This window comes from Rugamonas violacea (assembly GCF_016461825.1).
Lineage (GTDB): Bacteria > Pseudomonadota > Gammaproteobacteria > Burkholderiales > Burkholderiaceae_D > Rugamonas.
In genome coordinates this window covers 89,292-107,909 of record NZ_JAEMNU010000119.1, presented here as the reverse complement: position 1 = coordinate 107,909, position 18,618 = coordinate 89,292, and the positions used below count along the sequence as shown (strand labels likewise).

16 protein-coding genes are annotated in these 18,618 nt (G+C 69.2%); 5 read left to right on the top strand and 11 right to left on the bottom strand.

The genetic code is table 11. The features are described from left to right. Window positions 1-6 precede the first annotated feature (6 nt). From H7U20_RS21575 to H7U20_RS21555, 5 genes are all read right to left on the bottom strand, one after another. Entirely contained in the window at window positions 7-981 is a 975-nt protein-coding gene (locus H7U20_RS21575; RefSeq protein ID WP_199761200.1) for an alpha/beta fold hydrolase, read from the bottom strand. 178 nt (window positions 982-1,159) lie between these two features. Further along, on the bottom strand, window positions 1,160-1,987 hold the full coding sequence (locus H7U20_RS21570) for a LytR/AlgR family response regulator transcription factor (protein WP_199761199.1): 828 nt from the start codon (window positions 1,985-1,987) through the stop codon (window positions 1,160-1,162). Continuing rightward, window positions 1,929-3,080: a sensor histidine kinase gene (locus tag H7U20_RS21565; RefSeq protein ID WP_199761198.1), complete on the bottom strand. Its 1,152-nt coding sequence runs from the start codon at window positions 3,078-3,080 to the stop codon at window positions 1,929-1,931. The genes H7U20_RS21570 and H7U20_RS21565 overlap by 59 nt, the downstream gene beginning before the upstream one ends. Then, on the bottom strand, window positions 3,070-4,089 hold the full coding sequence (locus tag H7U20_RS21560; RefSeq protein WP_233410974.1) for a histidine kinase: 1,020 nt from the start codon (window positions 4,087-4,089) through the stop codon (window positions 3,070-3,072). The genes H7U20_RS21565 and H7U20_RS21560 overlap by 11 nt, the downstream gene beginning before the upstream one ends. A 138-nt stretch (window positions 4,090-4,227) precedes the next feature. Further along, a complete protein-coding gene (locus tag H7U20_RS21555; protein ID WP_199761197.1) occupies window positions 4,228-4,551 on the bottom strand; it encodes a winged helix-turn-helix transcriptional regulator in 324 nt (107 codons plus the stop codon). Window positions 4,552-4,701: 150 nt separating this feature from the next. Between H7U20_RS21555 and gstA the strand changes: the two genes are divergently transcribed. Further along, window positions 4,702-5,331, top strand: a complete 630-nt coding sequence (gene gstA, locus H7U20_RS21550) for a glutathione transferase GstA (RefSeq protein WP_199761196.1) — start codon at window positions 4,702-4,704, stop codon at window positions 5,329-5,331. Window positions 5,332-5,421: 90 nt separating this feature from the next. Here the strand turns inward: gstA and H7U20_RS21545 are convergent, their stop codons facing one another. Further along, the gene (locus tag H7U20_RS21545) at window positions 5,422-5,958 is read right to left on the bottom strand and encodes a DUF2058 domain-containing protein (protein ID WP_199761195.1); all 537 of its coding nucleotides are present in this window, start codon (window positions 5,956-5,958) and stop codon (window positions 5,422-5,424) included. A 287-nt stretch (window positions 5,959-6,245) separates the two neighbouring features. Between H7U20_RS21545 and H7U20_RS21540 the strand changes: the two genes are divergently transcribed. Together H7U20_RS21540 and H7U20_RS21535 are read left to right on the top strand one after the other, a co-directional pair. Continuing rightward, on the top strand, window positions 6,246-6,959 hold the full coding sequence (locus tag H7U20_RS21540) for a PEP-CTERM sorting domain-containing protein (RefSeq protein WP_199761194.1): 714 nt from the start codon (window positions 6,246-6,248) through the stop codon (window positions 6,957-6,959). Between the two features lie 273 nt (window positions 6,960-7,232). Continuing rightward, window positions 7,233-7,949: a PEP-CTERM sorting domain-containing protein gene (locus H7U20_RS21535; RefSeq protein WP_199761193.1), complete on the top strand. Its 717-nt coding sequence runs from the start codon at window positions 7,233-7,235 to the stop codon at window positions 7,947-7,949. A 100-nt stretch (window positions 7,950-8,049) separates the two neighbouring features. Here the strand turns inward: H7U20_RS21535 and H7U20_RS21530 are convergent, their stop codons facing one another. After that, a complete protein-coding gene (locus H7U20_RS21530; protein ID WP_199761192.1) occupies window positions 8,050-9,918 on the bottom strand; it encodes a hypothetical protein in 1,869 nt (622 codons plus the stop codon). Window positions 9,919-9,940: 22 nt separating this feature from the next. Beyond that, a complete protein-coding gene (locus H7U20_RS21525) occupies window positions 9,941-10,879 on the bottom strand; it encodes a glycosyltransferase family 2 protein (protein WP_199761191.1) in 939 nt (312 codons plus the stop codon). Window positions 10,880-11,055: 176 nt separating this feature from the next. On the opposite strand from H7U20_RS21525, the gene H7U20_RS21520 reads away from it, so the two are divergent. Beyond that, the gene (locus H7U20_RS21520) at window positions 11,056-12,639 is read left to right on the top strand and encodes a glycosyltransferase (protein WP_199761190.1); all 1,584 of its coding nucleotides are present in this window, start codon (window positions 11,056-11,058) and stop codon (window positions 12,637-12,639) included. On the opposite strand, the gene H7U20_RS21515 is transcribed toward H7U20_RS21520, so the two are convergent. Beyond that, window positions 12,617-13,291 (bottom strand): acetyltransferase, encoded by a 675-nt coding sequence (locus tag H7U20_RS21515; RefSeq protein WP_199761189.1) that lies wholly within the window; start codon window positions 13,289-13,291, stop codon window positions 12,617-12,619. The two genes, H7U20_RS21520 and H7U20_RS21515, sit on opposite strands and share 23 nt — an antisense overlap. Window positions 13,292-13,677: 386 nt before the next feature. Between H7U20_RS21515 and H7U20_RS21510 the strand changes: the two genes are divergently transcribed. Continuing rightward, window positions 13,678-14,094 (top strand): hypothetical protein, encoded by a 417-nt coding sequence (locus tag H7U20_RS21510; protein WP_199761188.1) that lies wholly within the window; start codon window positions 13,678-13,680, stop codon window positions 14,092-14,094. A 199-nt stretch (window positions 14,095-14,293) separates the two neighbouring features. Here the strand turns inward: H7U20_RS21510 and H7U20_RS30805 are convergent, their stop codons facing one another. Both H7U20_RS30805 and H7U20_RS21500 read right to left on the bottom strand, forming a co-directional pair. Next, a complete protein-coding gene (locus H7U20_RS30805) occupies window positions 14,294-17,458 on the bottom strand; it encodes a S8 family serine peptidase (protein ID WP_304621728.1) in 3,165 nt (1,054 codons plus the stop codon). An 18-nt stretch (window positions 17,459-17,476) separates the two neighbouring features. Next, a complete protein-coding gene (locus tag H7U20_RS21500; RefSeq protein WP_199761187.1) occupies window positions 17,477-18,286 on the bottom strand; it encodes an NF038120 family PEP-CTERM protein in 810 nt (269 codons plus the stop codon). Between the last annotated feature and the right edge of the window lie 332 nt (window positions 18,287-18,618).

The following is an 18,618-nucleotide window of genomic DNA, read 5'->3' as shown; positions in this document are numbered from 1 at the left end:
CCGCGCTCAATGCCGCAGGAAATCGAGCATGAGTTCGGTGACTTGGCGCGGCCGCTCCAGCATCATCCAGTGGCCCGCCTCCTCCACCCGCTCGTAGCGCCATTTCCCGCTCACATCGCCGGCCGAGGCTTGCATTTGCGCCTCGGTCAAGAAATGGTCGCGCTCGCTCCACACGCCCAGCACCTTGCAGTTGACTTTGAGCGCGGGCGGCGCCGGCGTGCCGTCCGGCGCCGGCATCACCGGCCGCGAATTGGCGCGATACCAGTTGAGCGCCGCCGTCAGGGTGCCCGGACGCGCAAAGTGCTCGATCGCCGCCTCGATGTCGCCCTCGTTGCGGCTCAGGCCGCGCAACAAGGCCCAATCGTTTTTCCGCAACTGCGCCTCCGCCACGCCCTCGAATTGGAAGAACAGCGAGTACCAGGATTTTTCGCGCTGCTCGATGCTGTTGAATTCCGGGTTCCACGGCGCGCCCACCGACAGCACCATCAAGCGCTCGACCCGGGCCGGGTAGTACGCCGCCAAATACCAGCTGACGACGGCGCCCCAATCGTGGCCGACCACGCGCGCCTGTTTGATGTCGAGCACGTCGAGCAGGCCGACCACATCGCCCAGCACCTTGAACAGGCTGTAATCGGCCACGGCGGGGAGCATCGGCGCATCGCCAAAGCCGCGCAAGTCCGGCGCGACGACGCGGTAGCCGGCCCGCACCAGCGGACCTACCTGCCGGCGCCACACCTCATGCGAGTCGGGGAAGCCATGCAGCAGCAGTACCACCGGCCCTTCGCCGACGTCGAGCACGGGGAAATCGAGGCCGTGGACGCGGACGGTCTTGACGGCGATGTCATCCGATTGTTCGGCATCCAGCGTCCCCGCATGCGCTGTCGCCCCCATCAAGGCGAAAACGAAAACCAGGCTGGCCAGGCGCGCCAGCCAAGCATGCGGGGGCCAACGGCAACTGCCTGGCCGACTCGTAGCGATCATGTTCATTTGTATATCCCTTTTGGTGAACTCGTGAATGAAACTCGGCCCAGATTGCCATAGGGTCGACACGGCCGGCTACGACAATGTGATCGATTGGGCAAGTTATGGGACGAGTTCAGCCGCCAGGGACGAAACGCGGGCCGGCGGGGACGAGCTTGCGCCGGCCGGCGCCGCTCTCTCAGGCAAACATGGCCTGCACCTGTTTGAGGTAGCTGGTGCTGACGCGCACGCTGTCGCCCTGCGCCAGGCGCAAGGTGTAACTGCCGTCGCTCTCGCTGCGCAAGCCGGCGATGGCGCTCCGGCGCACCAGGGCGGTGCGGTGGACCCGGACGAAATCCTGCGCGGACAAGCGCGCGGCGATCGCCGTGATGGTGGTGCGGTGCAGCACCCGGCGCGCCGCGAGATGCAGCTCGACGTAGTTGCCGGCCGTGCCGATCCAGACGATGTCGTCGACCGCGACGCGCTCCAGTCCGCCGGCCGTGCGCACCACCAGTTGTTGCAGCAGCGGCGCGCCGTGGCCGGCCACCTCGGCCGCCCGGTCGCGCAGGTAGTCGAGCAGGGCGCCGTTCATTGCCGCCTGTTGATTCAGTTCCAGCGTCTGCGCGGCGCGCTTGAGCATCAGGTCGAAGCGCTCGTCGTCGTAAGGCTTGAGGACGTAGTCGAGCGCGAAGACATCGAAAGCGCTGAGCGCGTGCTCGTCGTAGGCGGTGACGAAGACGATCAACGGCGCCGCCGGCCCCTGGCACAGCTCACGCGCGAACTCCAGGCCGGACTGGCCCGGCATCTGAATGTCGAGCAGGATCAGGTCGGCCGGCGCGCGCCGCAATTGTTCCCTCGCCTGTTCGCTCGAGCGGCAAGGCGCGAGCAGGCGCCACTGCGGCCGCCTGGCCAGACTCCATTCCAAATTGGCGAGCGCCGGCAATTCGTCGTCGACGATCAGTACGGTCTTAGGCCGGGCCGGGGGCGTCGGCGGGAAAGCGCAGGTGGACGGTGTAATGGTGTTCATTGGCCTCTATGCTCAGGTCGGCGCGCGGCCCGTACAGAATGGCCAGACGCTCGCGGGTCATGTTCAGGCCGAGGCCGTGTCCGGCGCGCGGCGGCGCCAGTAGCGGATTGGCGATGCGCAGGCTGACCATGCCGGCGACGTATTCTAGCGCGATGTCGATGCGGCAGTTGTGCTGGTGCGGTTCGACGCCGTGTTGCACGGCATTTTCCAGCAGCGGCTGGAACAGCAGGGGAGGACAGGCGTGGCGCGCCCAGTCGCGCTCTTCGATCGACCAGAGCAGGGTCATGCGCTCGCCGTAGCGCAAGCTTTGCAGTTCGAGGTAGACGCGGAGGAAATCGAGCTCGTCGGCAACGCTGGGTTGTTTGCCCTTCCCCACCGCCAAGGCGTAGTGCAGCAGTTCACCCAGCTTCCCCAGCGCGTGCTCGACCAGCCCGGCGTCGGCGGTGCGCACCAGGGCGCTGATGCTGTTGAGGGCGTTGAACAGGAAATGCGGTTTGAGCTGGCCTTGCAACAGGCTCAGGCGCAGTTGCAAGTTTTCCGTCAGCGCGCGCTGCGCCGACAGTTGCTGACGCTGCCCCCGCCACCAGGACGTGTACATGGCCTGCGCCAGGAATGCCAAGCCCACCACGAAGATGTTGTACCACCACGTCATGCGTCCGCCCCTGGCCAGCATGGCGGCAAAATCGCCCGCCGGACGGCCTTCGCGCAACAGCAACAGCAGGACGTCGACGCCGGTCAGGAAGGGCAGGAACAGCGCCATCGACAGCAACAGCGCCAGCAACAGCCGCGACGGCCGCAATATAGTCTCTTGCCAACGGGTGAACAGCAGCGCCAAGATCCAGCTGGCCAACACCAGCGGCAGGTATTGCGGCAGCAAGGTCAACAACAAGCTGCGCAGCGATGCCGGATGCCCGCCGTGGCTGGCGTCGACGTAGGTGGCGAAGGCCTCCAGCAGCGCCAGCAATTGCCAGCCGAGCAGGATCAGCAGACATCGCCGCCAGTGGCGCAGGCGCCGCGCCATGCCGGCCAACGGCGCGGGCCAGGTCCGCGCGCGGGCGACCGGGGCGGCGGGCAAGGCGGTTTCATTCATCATGGTGTGACACCGGGTAAGCCAGGCGCAGGCGGACAAGGGCGCCGTCGACGGTCGCGCTCAGCGTGGCGGCGGCGCCGTACAGCATAGCCAAACGCTCCGCCATGACGGCCAGCGCCCCGCCCTCGCCCCCGCCGGCGCCGCCGCCGTGTGGATAGGCCACCTCGACCCGCACCCGGCCCGGGCCGCCGCAGCGCTCCCGCACGATGCCGACGACAATGGGAAACGCCGGCGTGCCGCCGGCCAGACATGCGCCGAGCGCCTGCTCCAGCATCGGAAACAGCAGCAGCGGCGGACAGCGGTAATCGGCCCAGTCGCATGGCTCGATCCGCCATTCGACCAGACCATCCCCGCCGTGGCAAATGCCTTGCATATCGACATAATCGCGCATGAACCGCACTTCGTCGGCGACGCTCTGCCAGTCCGACTGGCTGGCGCGCAGCGCATAGCGCAGCAGGTCGCTCAGGCGCGCCAGCGCCCGGGTTGCCTGCTCGCGCTGCGCCGTGCGGTTCAGCTTGCCGATGCCGGCCAGCGCGCTCGACAGGAAATACGGTTCCAGCTGGCCTTGTAGCAGGCGCAGGCGGAGTGCCAGATTGCCTTGCTGCGCAGCTTGCCACGCCAGCGTCTGCGCGTGCGCGTGACGCCAGGTGCTGTAGGCCAGGTGGGCGGCATAGGCGATGCTCAGCATCAGCGCGTTGAACCACCAGTTGAGCGCGCTCTGCCGCTCGATCAGGGCGATCGGCGTGACGAGCGGTTTGCCGTTGAAAACGCTGTCCATCGCGCTTTGCCAGGCGCACAACAGCGGCACGAAAACCAGCAGCGTGGCGAGGTAGGCGAGCAGCAAGCGGGCAAGGCGCGGGCGGCTTTGTTCGGCGCGATCAAAACCAAGCGCGAGGACCAGGCTGAGCGCGCTCAGCGGCAAATGCAGCAACACAAAACGCAGTAGCGTCATCGCCAGCGACGCGTGGGCGGCGGCGGGCGGCGCGTCGCTATGGCTGGCCAGCGCGCCCAACAAGGCCAGCATGTTCCACAGCAATGCCGCCGCGAGGAACGGCGGCCGCCACCCGGGCGGGTTGGCTTTGCCGGGTGGCATGACCGGGGCGGCGCACCGGCTTGGCATGGTTGGCATGGTTGGCATGGCCGGGGGCGGTCAGGCCTTGCCGCCCTGCTTCAGCCACATGCCAAACTCCTTCATCACCTCGACGACGGGGCGCAGGCGGGCGCCGTCCACGGTGAGTTGATACTCCACCTTGATCGGCGAGGTCGGGTAGACGGTGCGCTTGACCAGGCCGGCATCTTCGAGGGCGCGCAGGTCGAGCGTCAGCATGCGCTGCGAGATGCCGGGCACGTCGCGGCGCAGCTCGTTGAAGCGCTTCGGCCCGTCGACCAGGTAGGACACCAGCAGCAGGCGCCAGCGGCCGCCCAGCAGGCGCATCGCTTCTTCCACGGAACATCCGCTCACATTATTTTTCATCGTGCGCACAGCATATCAGATGCAGGTATATTTTTTGTACCTATAGGACAAACTACTGCCTTCTTACATTTTTAGCCCAGGTATATAAAATAGCTTCCGCCACTTCCGCCACGGCAGTGGCGCATCCGACCCAGCTATAGGAGATTGCGCATGAAACTGTATTACATCCCGGGGAGTTGCTCGCTCTCCCCGCATATCGTGCTCAACGAGCTTGGCCTCGACGCCACCCTGGTCAAGGTCGATCACCGCCAGCACCGCACCGAGGACGGCGCCGACTATCTCGGCGTCAATTCGCTCGGCTACGTCCCCATCCTGGAGCTGGACGACGGCAGCCGCTTGCGCGAAGGCCCGGCGATCGTGCAGTATTTGGCCGACCTCAAACCGGAGCTCGGCCTGGTGCCGCGCAATGGCACAATGGAACGCTATCGCCTGCAGGAGTGGCTCAGCTTTCTCACCTCGGAGATACACAAGGGTTTCATTCCGCTGCTCTACGCCGGCTTGGCCGGCAAGTACGTGGAGACGGTCAAGCCGAAGCTGCAACAGCGCTTCGCCTGGATAGACGAGCAACTGGCCGGCCGCCAATATCTGCTGGGCGACACGTTCACCGTCGCCGACGCCTATCTGTTCGCGCTGACCGGCTGGGGCCAGGCGCACTGGCTGAAGTCCACCTTCAAGGCCGAGATACATTTCGACCAGCTGAGCAATCTGCAAGCCTGGTATGACGCGGTGCGCCAGCGTCCGGCGGTTCGGCAGGCGCTGCAAAAAGAAGGGCTTGAGTAAGCCAGCCCCGACGCAAACCCCGCTGCGCCGGCTAAGGCCGCCGCCGCTGCGGCGGGGGCGGGGGCGGGGGCGGCGCGCAGCGCCACGGCCTCACCACATCAAATCGTCGGGGATCTGGAAGGCGGCGTAAGGGTCGTCGGCGTCGACCTCGGCGCTGGCCTTGTTGACGCGCACCACCAGCGCGGCGTCGCGCTCGGCGATCTTGTCGGCGATGATGCGCGGCACCAGTTCGAACACGCCGGCCAGGCAAACGATCACCAGCCGGCCCGCCACCAGGTGCCCCTGCACGGCGGCCGAGACGTAGATCCGCTCGATCTTGCCGCCGTGGGTGAAGTTGTAGGCGATGTCGCCGTTGCCCTTGCCCTGGCGGTTCTGCTGCACCATCTGGGCGATCTGCGCGCCGATGGCCTTTTGCGTGGCGGCGGCGTCGCGCTGGGCGTTCAACTCGCGGGCCCGCTCGGCGTTCTTGCGCTGCACCTCCTGCGCCGCCAGGCGCACCTCGTCGACACTCTGCGTGCCGGTGCGGCGCTCGACCTTCTTCTGCTTGCTCTTGTCCTGGTTGGCCAGTTTGACCTTGGTCTTGTCGACCAGGCCGGCCTTTAAAAACTGCTCTTGTAGGGAAACCATGTGTGCTGCTCCGTAGTGGGTCCGCCGTCCCGGGCGGCTGCGCCGGGCGGTGGAAAGACTCTAGCATAGCAAAAATGTCGCCGCCGCAGACCAGCGATCGCCGCCCGGCCGCAGTCTGCCGCGCGGCACACGGCGGCGGCGGCCGGTCACGCACTATCTGGGCGCGCTCGCGGCTTGTCGTTATGCAGCCATCATAATTGTTAATTCGATAAAAATTGTGTACATTTTTTTATTATTAAAATAATATTCACTCAGTTCCATCCCATAAACCATGAACAGGAGTAACAATGAAACGACTCGTCCTTCTCGCTCTCCTCGCTGCAAGCGGCCTGTCCCAGGCGGCTGAACTGTACAACAATGGTCCCGTTGTCGACCTCAACGGCCGATCGGTGCTGGAGTCGCCCTCGACCACCCTCGGCTTCGGCGTCAACAGCGGCGGCGGCCTGGCCGTGGCCGACGACTTCAGCGTCGCCGCCGGGGTGAAATGGAATGTGTCGAGCCTCGACTTTTATGGCTATCAAACCGGCGCGATCGGCTTCACCTTCCAGAACGCCACCTGGAGCATCGTCTCCGGCGACGTCAACAGCGGCACCGTGGTGGCTTCCGGCGTGACGGCGGTGAGCAACGGCGGACGGGTCGGCTACCGCGTCACCGAAACCACGCTGACCAACAAACAGCGCGCCATCTTCGACGCCCACGCCGACGTCAGCGACTTCTCGCTCGACGCCGGCCACTACTGGCTGCGTTGGAGCCTGAGCGGCTCCGGCACTTCCGGTCCATGGCAGCCGCCGACCTCGGACGCGCGCGAAGGCAACGCCCTCCAGGCCGGCAGTGGCGACCCGTTCGCCACGCTCAGCGACAGCGGTTCCGGCCAAACCGTGGAACTGCCGTTCGCCCTGCAAGGCAGCATCACCGCGGTGCCGGAAGCGGACACCTATGCGATGCTGCTGGCCGGCCTGGGCCTGGTGGGCGCGCTGGCGCGCCGCCGCAAACAAAGCTAAGCACCGCCTGGCCGGCGGCCGCAACGCCGGGCCGGCAACGCCAAACCAACAACGCCAACCCTCGCGGTTGGCGTTGTCGTTTGCGGCCGGCGGACGGCACCCGGCGCGGTGGCGCGTCGTCCGGGCACAGGCGGGAGGGATAGGCGTCGGGTGGTTCCAGGCTTTCTTTACATCGCCAAAATAATTGCCAATTAGATAAAGTTTGTGTATATTTTTTATTATTAAAACAATATGCATTCAACCCCGCCTCATCAACCATGACCAGGAGTAGCAATGAAACGACTCGTCCTTCTCGCCACCCTCCTTGCAAGCGGCCTGCCCCAGGCGGCTGAACTGTACAACAACGGTCCCGTCGTCGACGGCAACGGCAGATCGGTGCTGACGCTGCCCGCGACCACCCTCGGCTTCGGCGTCAACGGCTACGGCGGCCTGGCCGTGGCCGACGACTTCAGCGTCGCCGCCGGCGTGAAGTGGAATGTGTCGAGTCTGGACTTCTATGCCTACAAACCCAGCACCTTCACCCTCCCCTTCCCCGTCAAGACCGCCACCTGGAGCATCGTTTCCGGCGACCTCAACAACGGCACCGTGGTGGCCTCCGGCGTGACGGCGGTGAGCAACGGCGGACTGGTCGGCTACCGCGTCACCGAAACCACGCTGCACAACCAACAACGCGCCATCTTCGACATCCACGCCGACGTCAACGACTTCTCGCTCAACGCCGGCCACTACTGGTTGCGCTGGAGCCTGAGCGATGACGGCTATGGCCCATGGCAGCCGCCGACCGCGGACGGCCGCCAAGGCAACGCCGCCCAGTCGGGCAACGGCAAGCCATTCAGCACGCTCACCGACAGTGGTTCCCAACTCAGCTTGGAGCTGCCGTTCGCCCTGCAAGGCAGCGTCACCGCAGTGCCGGAAGCGGACACCTACGCGATGCTGCTGGCCGGCCTGGGCCTGGTGGGCGCGCTGGCGCGCCGCCGCAAACCAGCCTAGTCTCCGCCTGGCCGGCGGCGGCAACACCAAGCCGGCAACGCCAAAGCAACCACGCCGACCCTCGCGGTTGGCCTGGTCGTTTGCGCTCGGCGGGTGGCACTCAGCGCGGCAGCGCGTCGACCGGGCACAGGCGGTAGGGATAGGCGTCGGTGCCGACGTAGGCCGGATAGCTGCGGCAGCCGGCCGGCTCGTAGCGCAGCCCGTAGTTGCGCAGATGCGGCTGCATCTCGGCGTCGAAGGCGCGGTCGGCGGCGGCCAGGTCGACGCGGTATTGCGGCTGCAGCTCCAGGGTGCACCACTGCCCGGCCGGGACGTCCGGCAGATGGCGCACGTCGACCTGGAAGCGCACCTTGCGCAGCATCCGCTCCAGACGGGCGCAGCCGGCCGCGCTGTCGGTCAGGCCCAGCGTGCGCGCCAGCGCGGCCTTCTTCTGCGCGCCGGCGTCGCGCTCGTTGCGGGCGGCCGGCAGCAGCACGTAGTGCGGACCGGGGCGGCTGGCCACCTCGGCCCGCAGGCGCTGCAGATAGGCGGGCGACTCGGGGAAGCCGGCGCCGACGGCGATGAAGGCGGTCTGCGGCTGGAAGAAGCGGATCATCCAGGCCAGCGTCGGCCGGGTCATGAAGACCACCGTGTCCTGCGGCTTGGCGAAGGCCGGGGTGTCGGCGCGGAAGCTCTGCGCGGCCCAGCCGGCGTGGCCCCAGGTGACGAAGGGCAGCGTGTGCAGGGCGCAGGCCAGCAGAGCCCAGCCGGCCAGGCGGCGCGCAGTGGCGGCGCCCAGCATGGCGTGCAGCGCCAGCCAGACCAGCAAGGGCGCCAGCAACTCGACCGGCACCAGGTAGCGGTAGATGCTGAACAGCTTCACCCAGATCAGATAGGACAGCACGAAGAAGGCCAGCGTGAAACGGGCCGGCGCGGCGAGCGGCGCGCGCGCGGCGGCCGGCGCGGCCGACGCGGCGGCGCCGGCGCGGCGGCGCCACAGCGCCAACAGCGGCCAGGCCAGCAGCACCAGGTAGGCGAGCGGCCAGATCCACTGGCGCAGCGGCACCTCGGCGACGCGGCCAATGTCGGCGCTGAAGACGACGGGCCACAGCAGGGCCTCGACGGCGCTCTTCGGCAGGTGGCCGTCGTCGATCACGCCCAGCGTCTGCGCCAGCGGGCTGTGGAAGATATTGTTAAATTGCGGGAACAGCGGGTTGCCGAACAGGGTCCACATCTTGTGGAACCAGAAGCCGGCGGTGACGGCCATGCCGGCCAGCACGCCAAGGCCGAAACCGAAGGCCAGGCGCAGCCGCCGCCAGAACGACAGCGGCACGGCGAACAAGGCCAGGCACAGCGCGACGGCGAAGCTGGCGTTGGTCAGCTTGAGGCCGACGCCCAGGCCCATCACCAGGCCGGCGCCGGCCACCGTCAGCGCGGCGGCGGCGCCCCGGCGCAGCAGGCGCGGCCAATGGCGCAACAGCAGGTAGAGGGCGGCGAGCACCAGCAGCGAGGTCAGGTTGTCGCCCATCGAATTGCCCAGCTCGGACAGGAAGCCGGCGCCCAGCACGCCGGCCCCGGCCAGCAGCAACGCCAGGCGGGCGCCGCCGCCGGGCGCCGGCGGCAGCAACAGGCGGGCGATGGCCAGCAGCAGCACGAAGTTGAGGCCGTGCAGGGCGCCGAGGACGAAGCCGGCGAGCGGTCCCGGCAGCCAAGTGGTCATGGCGTAGTAGGGCACGTCGAGCAGCGGGTTGAAGTAGCTCTGGAAGCCGGCCGGCGAGATGTCGATGGCGAGGCGGTCGTTGAACCAGGCGTGGACGTTGTACAGGTGGTAGTTGCGCATGTCCCAGCCGTCGTCCTGGCCAAGCAGCAGCGACAACAGGCCGAACAACAGGGGCAGCAGCAATGCGGCGCGGCGCGGCGCGCGCGGGTGGTTCAGGAAGGCGCTGCGGCGCCCGAACCAGGCCTCCAGCTTGCTCAGGATGGGCGTCATGGGTGTCGTTCCGGGTGGGGGTTTAGTCGGCGGCGGCGGCCGGCACGGCCAGGTAGGCGAAGCGCTTCTGCTCGATGCGCGCCTTGGTGACGGCGTCGAGGATGATGCCGCAGGCCAGCAGGATCACTCCGAACAGCATGATCGCCGTGCACAGCACGGCCGTCGGCAGGCGCGGCACCAGGCCGCTGGCCAGCCAGGTGCGCAGCAGCGGCAGCGCCAATACGCCGGACAACAAGGCGCAGGCGGCGAAGCCGATCGAGTAGAAGGCCAGCGGCCGCTCCGACTTGAACAGGCGGGCGATGGTGCCGAGGATGCGGAAGCCGTCGCGGTAGGTGTTGAGCTTGCTGAACGAACCGGCCGGGCGCGCCTTGTAGACCGTCTCGACCTCGGCCACCGGCATGCGCAGCGCCAGGGCGTGGACGGTCAGCTCGGTCTCGATCTCGAAGCCGGTCGAGTGGGCGGCGAAGGATTTCACGTAGCGGCGCGAGAACACCCGGTAGCCCGACAGGATGTCGCTGAAGGTGCGGCCGAACAGCGCCGAGACGGCGCCGGTCAGCAGGCCGTTGCCGAAGCGGTGGCCGAAGCGGTAGGCCTCCTGCTGCTCGGCGACGCGGCTGCCGACCAGCATGTCGAGGCCCTCGGCCAGCAGGCGCTCGACCATGCGCGGCGCCACCGCCGCGTCGTAGGTGTCGTCGCCGTCGACCATCACATAGGCGTCGGCCTCGATGTCGGCGAACATGCGGCGCACCACGCTGCCCTTGCCCTGGGCCGGCACCAGGCGCACCACGGCGCCGGCGGCGCGGGCGATGGCGGCGGTGTCGTCGCTGGAGTTATTGTCGAACACGTAGACGCGCGCCTGCGGCAGGCAGGCGCGGAAGTCGCGCACGATCGCGGCGATGGTGGTCGCCTCGTTGTAGCACGGGACGAGGATGGCGATGCGCGGCTGCTGTGGTGCGGTCATGGGGCTGGGGCGAGAAGGCAATCCGCGATTATAGTTCGTTTCGAGCCAGCCATCCACGCCGGGCGGGCGGCGCCGCCGGCCTGTCGCGGCGCCGCGTTTTTTCTCGTTCCGTCCGGCGCGCGCGGCGTCCGCTCGGCTACCATGGAGGTCCCGCCACCTGCCCCACCCCCGCCACGATGAGCGAACCGGCCCGCGACCAACTGCTGCTGCACGACGCCCTGGCCAGGGCGCTGGCCAACCCCACCGACGGCCAGCGCTGGCAGCAGCTGTGCGCCCGCTACCAGCACTGCGCCGCGGCGGCGCCGCGCCAGGCGGTGCTGGCGCGGCTGCGGCGCGAAGCCCCCGACGGCGTGGCCGGCTTCCTGCGCGCCACGCTGCTGGCCCATTTGACCGGCGAGCGCGGCCACGTCGAACGGGCCGCCGCGCTGGCGCTGTCGATCGAACCGCTCGACGTCGAGCGCCTTTACGCCTTCGTCGCCTACGAATGGGGCGACGCGCTGCGCGACGGCGCCGACCGCGCCGGCTTCGTCGGCCGCCTGCGCCAGGCCCGCGCGGCCGAGCTGGTGGCGCGCATGGGCCGCGAGCTGATCGCGCACACGGCCGTGCCGCTGGCGCCGCGCGCCGTCGAGCGCATCGACCGGGTGGCGCTGGTGACGCCCTTCCTGGCCGGCGCCGGCCACACCCCCAGCGTGCTGGCGCTCGAACACGCCGCGCTGCTGCGGCAGGCCGGCCTGCAGGTGCGGCTGTTCGCGCCGCAGGACCAGGCGCAGATCGAGCAGGGACACTATCTGGGCCATCCCGGCCAGCTGGTCGGCAACACGCCGGACCTGGCCTGGCTGGGCGCGGCGCTGCCGGCCGGCATGTCGGCCTCGCTGAGCGATCCGGCCTTCTCGTTGCTGGAGCGCTGGCGCGCGATGCTGGCCTTGATCGGCGACTTCGACCCCGACCTGGTGCTGTTCGTCGGCCTGCAGTCGGCGCTGCTGGCGCCGCTGTACGCGGCGCGGCCGGTGCTCGGCCTATGCATCCACTCGACGCCGCCGATGGCGCCGGTCGACGTCTGGCTCAGCGCCGCCGACTGCTGCGGCGAAGGCGCCGGCGCCGAGGTGTGGGGCGCGGCGCTGCCGCCGGCCTGGGGCCGGCACTACCCCTACCGGCTGCGTTACCGGCCGGCGCCGGCCCGGCCGCGCGCGGCGCTCGGACTGGCGGACGGCCAGCTGGCGCTGGTGACGGTGGGGGTGCGGCTGGGCGAGGAGATCGGCGGCCCGTGGGCGGCGCGCATGGCGGCCTTGCTGGCGCGCCGCGCCGACCTGGTGTGGCTGCTGGTGGGCGGCGACGGCGCGCTGCCGGCCGCCCTGGCGCAGGTGCCGGCCGGCCAGCTACGCCTGCTGCCGCAACAGGCCGGCGTGGCCGACATCCTGCCCAACTGCGACCTGTTCCTCAATCCGCCGCGCATGGGCGGCGGCTTCAGCGTGGCCGAGGCGATGGCGCAGGGCCTGCCGGTGTTGGCGCTGGGCGGCAGCGACGGCGGCGCCAAGGTCGGCGCGCTGGCGGCGGCCGACCTGGACGACTACTTCGTCCGCCTCGACGCCTATCTGGCCGACGCCGCGCTGCGGGCGCGCGACGGCGCCGCGCTGCGTCTGCGCTTCGAGCAAAACATGGACCTGGCACAGGCCGGGCCGGCGCTGTTGGCGGCCGGCGAGCTGGCGCGCCAGCGCTACCTGTTGCGCCGCGCCGCGCTCACGACGCCGCCAGCTTCTTGAAGCGGGCCGGCACGCCGACCGCCAGCGTGTCGGCGGCGACGTCGGCGTTGACCACGGAGCCGGCGCCGATGAAGGCGCCGTCGCCGATCCGCAGGCGTTCGAGCACGGTGGCGCCGATCGCCACGGTGACGCCGCGCCCCAGCGTCGACAGGCCGCCCAGGTTGCTGCCCGGTTGCAGGCGCGAGAAGGCGCCGACCATGGTGTCGTGGCCGACCGTCACGCCACGGTTGACGAAAACATGCTCGGCCAGCCGCGCGCCCGGTCCGATCACGCTGTTGGCGCCGACGAAGACGCCGGGCGCCAGCGTGGCCAGCGGCGAGACGTAGGCGCTGGGGTGGACCAGGGTGGTGAAGGGCAGCGCCCAGCGTGCCGCCACCAGCCCGGCCAGTTCGGCGCGGGTGGGGGTGGTCGGGCCGAGCAGGTAGAGCTCGTCGGCGCCCGGCACGAAAGTGTCGACATGGTCGAGCAGCGGCGTCTGGCCGAACGGCGCCAGCGCCGCCAGGCGCTCGGCCAACGGGCGGTCGCGCTCGCCCATCTGCTCAGCGTGGTGCAGCACCACGCGGCCGATGTCGAGGCCGTTGGCCATGGCGCAGTCGAACAGGTCGGACAGGATGTTGCTGCTGCCGAAGATGACCAGGCGCGGCCGGCTCATGGCGCGCTCCGGGGCATGGCCGGCGCACCGGCCGGGGCGACGCGGGTTGCCGGGCTTGAGGCAGGTGGGAACAGTGAGAACAGTGAGAAAGGTACGAACGGTGCGAACGGTGCGCAAGCTGCGGAAGTGATGGAAGTTGCTGGACGTGCCGTCATGCTGTCTCCTCGTGCGCCGCCGGGATCGGCCTGCCGACCAATGTACGCCGGCCGCGAGGCGGCGTCAATCGGCGCCGGGAAGGGGCTGGACGCGCCATCAAACGGCGCGCTAAACGATAACCGGCCCTGGCGCGCCAAGGCCGCCAAGCGGGACATCAAGGTGGCGTGCCCGGGCGGGCAGCAAGGTGGCACACGCTTGCCAAGCGCCGCGCGCTGGGCCATGATGGGAGCATGAAAAACCACCCCTCCCCCGCCCTGTCGCGCCTGTTGAGCGCCACCCTGCTGGCACTGGCCGGCGTCGCCTGCGCCGCGACGCCGGCACCGCCGGCCAACTCCGCCGCGCTGTGGACGCAAATCCAGGCCGCAACCGCCGACGCCGCCTGCGACGGTCCGCAGCACTGCCACAGCATCGCCATCGGCAGCAAGGCTTGCGGCGGCCCCGAGCGCTATCTGGCCTGGTCGAGCAAGCACGACGACGGCAGCCGCCTGCGCCAGTTGGCGGCGCACCACGCGGCGCTGAGCAAGGACGAGGACGCGCGCGCCGGCATGCTGTCGAACTGTATGATGGTGCTGGACCCCGGCGCCAGCTGCCAAGCCGGGCGCTGCGTGCTGAACCCGCCGGGCATCGGCGGGCGCGACGCCAAGTAGGCGGCGCGGCCGCCACAAGCCGGCCGCCCCCCACCACACCACACCATAGCGCCACGCCAGCGGCGCCGCGAGGGCCGCGCCACGCGGCCCTGGAAAAGGCCGTGGGCCACCCGCCGCCACGATGAAAAAAGGCCGCGGCATACCGCCCGCGGCCTCCTCTGCGGGGACGCCGCCGGCGCCCCCGTTTCCCTTGCGCCGCCTACAGCGCGTTGGCTTCCTTCTGCGCCGAGTCGCGGAACTGCGGCAGCGGATCGGTGGTGTCGACGTCGAGCGCGGTCACGCCCTTGCCGACACCGTTGACCAGGTAACGCACGGCGCCGGCGTAGCGTTTTCCGGCGGGCAGGCCCGACCAGCTCAGCGTGACCGAAGCGGTGCCGCCCATGTAGGCGGTGTTGGGCATCAGCGCCTTGAAGTTGCCGCCGGTCGAGGTCGGCGTCACCACCCACGACGACAGCGCATACGTGGCTTGGCCGTTGGCCGGTTTATAGCCCTTGACGCAGACCTTGTAGTCGCCCGCCGCCGGATTGCTCAGCTGGACGTTCTCGTTCGAGCCGGTGCTGCCGCTGCTGCCCAACAGGGCGCCGTTGCGGTAGACCGCCAGGTCCAGGTCGGACTTGTTGCCGCCGCTGGTGTCGGCGTCGAACAGGGCGAAGCGGGCCAGCAGCGCGCCGGCCGGAACGCTGACCGTGTGCACGTTGACGCCGGTGGCGCCGCCGGCGACGCAACTGGCCGCCGCGGTGCTGTTGTTGGCCTGGCCGATGCTGCGGCTGTCGGTGGTGGCCGGGATCAGGCCGCCCTTGACGCTGGACATCGGGCCGGCGAAGCCGGTGCCGATGGTGATCAGCTTGCTGCCGCTGCCCGCTTCGCTCTCCACCGAGGCGATCGCCGACAGCGCCGTGCCGCGCGCCACCAGCGGGCTGCGCACGCGGTGGCTGCCGTCCGACCAGGTCAGCGCGCCGTAGGCCCAAGTGTCGAGCTCGGCCGTGGTGCGGGTCAGCTTGACGCTGTAGCTGGCCTTGGCGCCCGGCGCCAGGGTCAACGTGCCCGGCTGCACTTCGACCTGGTAACCGGCCAGGCTGGCGTTGACGTTGTAGGTGGCGCTGGCGGCGCCGACGTTGGTGACGGTGCGGGTCAGCGTTTGCGTGCCGAGCACGGCGGCGGCGGTCAGCGACGGCAGGTTCAGGTTGTGGGCCTGGACGCTGCCGGCGCGCTTGCAGTCGGCCGCCGTGTAGATGCCGGTGTAGGCGTTGGCGCCGCACAGGAAGCGCACGTAGTCGTCTTCGCTCAGGTCGTAGACCAGGCCGGGGTCGGCCGCCGTGCTCGGCGCGATATGGCCGGCGCCCTGGCCCCACGGCAGTTGGCCGCTGTCCTTGGCGCTGGCGTCCCAGGCTTGGCTGCCCTTCAAGCCGTCCGAGTAGGTGTCGCCGGCGCTGGTCATCAAGGCCGACTTGATCATCGCCGGGCTCCAGTCCGGATGGCGCTGCTTGAGCAGGGCGGCGATGCCGGCCACGTGCGGGCTGGCCATCGAGGTGCCGGACTTGAAGCCCCAGTCGGCCACCGGGGCGGTGCCGCCGGCGGCGACGGCGTTGCGCTGATCGCGGCTCAGGTCGGCGGTGACGGCGGCCAGGATGTCGCTGCCGGGGGCGGTCAGGTCGGGTTTCAGGATGTTGGCGTTGGCCACGTTCGGGCCGCGCGAGGAGGAGCCGCTCATGACCGGCGCCGGGCCGGTCTGGCCGAACACCGCGCGCAGCTCGCCCAGCGCGGCGCTGGCGCCGGCGTTGCCGCTCATGTAGGCCTTCAGCGCGCTGCCGTCGACCAGCGCCAGGTGCACGGTCGACAGCGAGTGGCCCTGGTTGAGCACGGTGTTGGCGCCGCCCGCGACGTTGGCGATGATCACGCCGGCCGCGCCGGCCAGCTTGGCGTTGGCGCTCTTGTTGACCAACACGTTGCCGCCGCGGTCGCAGACCAGGATCTTGCCGGCCACCTTGGCCGGGTCGAGGTAGACGTCGAAGCTGTCGCCGTCGGCCTTGCCGAAGCAGCGCGCCAGGTTGTCGCTGACGGCCACGCCGTCGAAGCCGGCGTTCTTGGCCAGCAGCAGCGGCGCGCTCGGGCTGTTGGCGTTGCCGGAGGCGCCGGTCAGCTTGCTGCCGTTGCCGAGGATGGCGCTGGCGACGTAGCTGCGGTCGTGGGTCGAGTTGCCGACCGTGGTCAGCCACGGGCTGATGTGCGACACCGGCGCCGGGGCGGTCGAGGTCGGGCCCTGGTTGCCGGCCGAGGCGGCGACGAACACGCCGGCGTTGGCGGCGTGCAGGAAGGCCACCTCGGTCGGGTCGCTGAACTTGCCGCCGCCCAGGCTCGAACCGATCGAGAAGTTGATGACGTTGACGCCGTCCTTGACCGCCTGCTCGATGGCCGCCACGCTGCTGGCGGTCGGGCAACCGTTCTTGCCGGTGCCGGCGTCGGTCCAGCACACCTTGTAGGCGGCGATGCGGGCGCGCGGCGCCATGCCGGAGATGCGGCCCAGGGCCAGGCCGCCGCTCAGCACCTCGACGTTGGCGTTGCCGCCGGCGGTGCTGGAGGTATGGCTGCCGTGGCCGCCCTGCCCTTCGGCGCCGGCCACCGAGTCGCGCGCCGACAGGAACTCGGTCCAGTGCAGCGCCTGGCCGGCGCTCGGGAAGGAGCGCGCGCCGATCAGCTTGTTGTTGCAGTTGTTGGCGCCGAAGCCCTCGCCGGTCTCGCAAACGCCCTTCCAACTGGCCGGCGGGGCGTCGTAGACGCGGCTGGCGCCGCTGTGGCTGGGCGTGCCGTTCTGGTCGACGCGGTCGGCGTAGCTCGGATTCTCCGGCCAGATGCCGCCGTCGACGATGCCGATGACCATGTTCTCGCCGGCCGCGCCCTGGCCGCCCAACTGCGACCACAGGCCGCCGCTCTTGTCGAGGCCGAGGAAGCTCGGCGTGTAGGCGGTGTCGAGTTCGAGCAGCGAGTCGGCGCTGATGTTGGCCACGGCGGCGTTCTTTTTCAACGCGCGCACTTCGGCGTCGGTCAGCAGGGCGGCGAAGCCGTTCAGCACGACGTTGTAGCGGTGGGTGATGGTCGCCGCGCCAAGCGTGCCGACCACGTCGGCCTGCTTGCCGTCGAGGTAGTTGAGATAGCTTTGCACGGCGCCGGCGTCGACGTCGAGGCGCTGGCCTGCGGCCGGCATGGTGGCGTCGAGGCCGGCGATGTCGCCGGTGTAGGAGGCGGCCGGCTTGTCGACCAGCTGGACGATGTAGGAGCGGCGGGTTTCGTCGGCGCCGGCGCTGTTGGCCAGCAGGGACAGGGCCAGCATGACGCCGGCGGTGATGGGACGCAATTGCAGATTCATCGAGTGTGTTCCTTCAACTTAAGCGGTCGGATTGGTGGCGGTGGCGGTGGCGGTGGCGGCGGCGGTGCTGCGGCGGCGCGCCAGCAGGCCCAGGCCGGCCAGGCCGGACAACAGCATCAGATAGGTTTCCGGCTCCGGCACGGCGCTCAGGTTCAGGTTGTCGATGGCGAACTGGGCCTGGTTGCCGGCCGGGTTGTAGCAGGTGCCGCCGCCGCTGCCGAACAGGCAGGCGCTGATGGTCAGCCCGCTCAGCGTGGCATTGCGGAAGCCGTTGTTCAGGCCGGCGCCGCTGAAGACGAACTCGCCCTTGCCGTTCTGGCCGGGGAAGCTGAAGGTGCTCCGCACGCTGCCGCCGCCGACAAGGTTGCCGGTCAGCACCAGCTGGCCGTAGCTGTAGTCGACCAGGCCGCCGATCGGCGCGATGAAGGCGAAGTCCAGACCGGACAGGTGGAAACCGAGGTGGTCGTCGCGGCTGATGTTCAGGCCGCCGTCGTTGATACCGCCGTAGTAATTGCTCTTGTTGCCGGCCGGGCAGGCGGCGACGTCGCAGCTCGCCGCATCGCGGCCGTTGATCAGGATGCCGGCCGCGCCGCCGCCGTCGCCGGCGCCGATCAGGCTGTCGAGCACGCGCAAGGTGTAGCCGGCCTCGCCGAAGGTCTCGCCGCCGCCGTAGGTGGTGGCGCCCTGCGACTCGAAGTCGATGACGGCGGCGGCGGCCGGCAGGGCCGCCAGCAGCGCCAGCGCGCCGGCGGCGGCGCCAAGCAGGTGTTTCAGGCCAGGCGCGGTGGGCGCGGAACGGCGGGCTTGCATTGCTTCGGTCTGGTTCATTTCTCTTGCCTTATGGGTTTAGGGGCCGACGAGGATGGGCAGGTCTGGCGCCTGCTGTACTTTTTAACAAAAGTAACAAGGAATATAGCAAGTGAAGCAACATTGCGTGAGCAAAAAGAAACGTTGATAATTAATATTTTTTGCATAAATGGAAAAGTTTATTTCGCTTTCCCTATGAAAACATTTCAGCTTTCGGCTGTAAGTTCCACTGCAAAATTCAACGTGGTGTTGCGGATTTACAAAATTTTGAACGGGGGGCTTTGCGTCGCACGTCACAAGGGGCCACGGCGTGCCGCCCGTGGCCCCTCAATCGTCCTCAGCGGGCGCGGGGG

Bases quoted from the DNA above. Each gene is read 5' to 3' on its own strand.
- H7U20_RS21575 (WP_199761200.1), bottom strand. From the start codon at position 981: ATGATCGCTACGAGTCGGCCAGGCAGTTGCCGTTGGCCCCCGCATGCT.
- H7U20_RS21570 (WP_199761199.1), bottom strand. From the start codon at position 1,987: ATGAACACCATTACACCGTCCACCTGCGCTTTCCCGCCGACGCCCCCG.
- H7U20_RS21565 (WP_199761198.1), bottom strand. From the start codon at position 3,080: ATGATGAATGAAACCGCCTTGCCCGCCGCCCCGGTCGCCCGCGCGCGG.
- H7U20_RS21555 (WP_199761197.1), bottom strand. From the start codon at position 4,551: ATGAAAAATAATGTGAGCGGATGTTCCGTGGAAGAAGCGATGCGCCTG.
- gstA (WP_199761196.1), top strand. From the start codon at position 4,702: ATGAAACTGTATTACATCCCGGGGAGTTGCTCGCTCTCCCCGCATATC.
- H7U20_RS21545 (WP_199761195.1), bottom strand. From the start codon at position 5,958: ATGGTTTCCCTACAAGAGCAGTTTTTAAAGGCCGGCCTGGTCGACAAG.
- H7U20_RS21540 (WP_199761194.1), top strand. From the start codon at position 6,246: ATGAAACGACTCGTCCTTCTCGCTCTCCTCGCTGCAAGCGGCCTGTCC.
- H7U20_RS21535 (WP_199761193.1), top strand. From the start codon at position 7,233: ATGAAACGACTCGTCCTTCTCGCCACCCTCCTTGCAAGCGGCCTGCCC.
- H7U20_RS21530 (WP_199761192.1), bottom strand. From the start codon at position 9,918: ATGACGCCCATCCTGAGCAAGCTGGAGGCCTGGTTCGGGCGCCGCAGC.
- H7U20_RS21525 (WP_199761191.1), bottom strand. From the start codon at position 10,879: ATGACCGCACCACAGCAGCCGCGCATCGCCATCCTCGTCCCGTGCTAC.
- H7U20_RS21520 (WP_199761190.1), top strand. From the start codon at position 11,056: ATGAGCGAACCGGCCCGCGACCAACTGCTGCTGCACGACGCCCTGGCC.
- H7U20_RS21515 (WP_199761189.1), bottom strand. From the start codon at position 13,291: ATGAGCCGGCCGCGCCTGGTCATCTTCGGCAGCAGCAACATCCTGTCC.
- H7U20_RS21510 (WP_199761188.1), top strand. From the start codon at position 13,678: ATGAAAAACCACCCCTCCCCCGCCCTGTCGCGCCTGTTGAGCGCCACC.
- H7U20_RS30805 (WP_304621728.1), bottom strand. From the start codon at position 17,458: ATGAATCTGCAATTGCGTCCCATCACCGCCGGCGTCATGCTGGCCCTG.
- H7U20_RS21500 (WP_199761187.1), bottom strand. From the start codon at position 18,286: ATGAACCAGACCGAAGCAATGCAAGCCCGCCGTTCCGCGCCCACCGCG.